We start from the raw sequence: 1,190 nt of genomic DNA on the forward strand, positions 1-1,190 counted from the left end.
AAACCGGTCATAGCCCTCTGCGACGCCAACAGTTTCTACTGCTCCTGTGAGCGGGTCTTTGATCCGACCCTGATTGGCAGGCCGCTGGGTGTTCTCAGCAATAACGACGGCTGTATTGTCGCCCGAACCCCGGAGCTGAAAGCCCTCGGCGTGGCCATGGGTACACCGGCGTTCAAGGTGCGGGATTGGCTGGAGCAGGGGGTAATTGACCTTCGCAGTTCCAACTATGCGCTGTACGGGGATATGTCGTCACGGTTCATGACCGTGCTGGAGCAGTTCAGCCCGAAGGTGGAGGTGTACTCTATTGATGAGGCATTTGTGGATCTGGTGGGATTCCCGGCAGCACAGCTTCAGGGCATAGGCTTTGATATTAAAAACCGTGTGCAGCAATGGACCGGCCTGCCCATCGGTGTCGGCATCTCCACCACCAAGACCCTTGCCAAGCTGGCGAACTATGCCGCCAAGCATTACCCGGCCACCGGCGGTGTGGTGGATCTCACCGATCCTGTACGTCAACAACGATTGATGGATATCACGCCGGTGCAGGAGGTCTGGGGCGTCGGCAGCCGGATTGCCAAACGGCTGGAGCAGCAGGGTATCAGCACGGCGGGAGCGCTCAGCCGCTGTAAGCCAGCATGGATTCGCAAGACGTTTTCAATCGTGCTGGAACGCACCGTCTGTGAGCTTCAGGGCGAGTCCTGCATTCCCTGGGAAGAGGAAACCACCGGCAACAAGCACCAGATTATCTGCTCGCGCAGTTTCGGACAGGCGGTCACCACCTTTGATGACCTGCATGCCGCACTGGTGAGCTTCGCCTCCCGCGCCTGTGAAAAGCTGCGAACACAGGGCAAGTTTGCCCGGGAGGCGATGATTCTGATCCGCACCGATCCCTTCCGGGACGCGCCGCAGTACAACGCCAACCTGACCCTCAGTCTGCCGGAGCCCACCTGCGACACACGTCGCTGGTTGCAGTTGCTGAGGCCGGGGTTGGAGAAAATCTATCGGGAAGGGTTTGGGTATCGCAAGGCGGGGTTTATGTTGGTGGATCTCTGCGACGGTGCCGGTTTCCAGGCCGATCTCTGGAGCGCACAGGTGCTGCCGGACACACCGGCCATGATGCAGGTGGTAGACGCCATCAACCGCCGCTACGGGAAACAGACCCTGAAACCGGCAGCAGCAGGATTAACGGA

General features: G+C 59.6%; 1 protein-coding gene. It reads left to right on the forward strand.

Going from position 1 to position 1,190, the window contains the following annotated elements; genetic code table 11:
- On the forward strand, positions 1-1,190 hold a 1,190-nt coding region (locus ABD892_RS10605; RefSeq protein ID WP_345195595.1), incomplete at both ends, for a Y-family DNA polymerase.

Source organism: Kistimonas scapharcae (assembly GCF_039540975.1).
Taxonomy (GTDB): Bacteria; Pseudomonadota; Gammaproteobacteria; order Pseudomonadales; family Endozoicomonadaceae; genus Kistimonas; species Kistimonas scapharcae.